Genomic DNA, 310 nt, shown 5'->3' with positions numbered 1-310 from the left:
CATGGTGAGCAGCATGATCTCCTGTTGCTGAAAAATCAAGCACTTTCAATGATTACGGGTATAATAGGGGAGGGAAAATGCTCTTACAATCAGTTCTTAATGCATTTAAAGGACATTAAATTATGATTACCAAACCATTTAACACCCGTATTGATGAATCGCTAGTGGTTATTTTGGATAAAAATAATAAGGATGATAAATTAATTAAATTAAAACGCAAGGTATTACTTTTGGTTCCATATGATAATTACGCATTAAATTTTTATCATGATGAGTTCTATTACTTTGATTTTGATGGGGTGCGATATAT

The 310-nt window shown here is 31.3% G+C and carries 1 pseudogene; it reads left to right on the top strand.

The annotated features are described in order from the left end of the window. Positions 1-122 precede the first annotated feature (122 nt). Positions 123-310, top strand: a pseudogene (locus tag A7090_RS25420) (SUKH-4 family immunity protein); the annotation flags it as partial.

It is taken from the genome of Escherichia sp. MOD1-EC7003, from assembly GCF_002965065.1.
In the GTDB taxonomy this organism is placed as follows: Bacteria; Pseudomonadota; Gammaproteobacteria; order Enterobacterales; family Enterobacteriaceae; genus Escherichia.
Note: the sequence above shows the minus strand (reverse complement) of the source record. Positions and strands in the feature narration are given on the sequence as shown.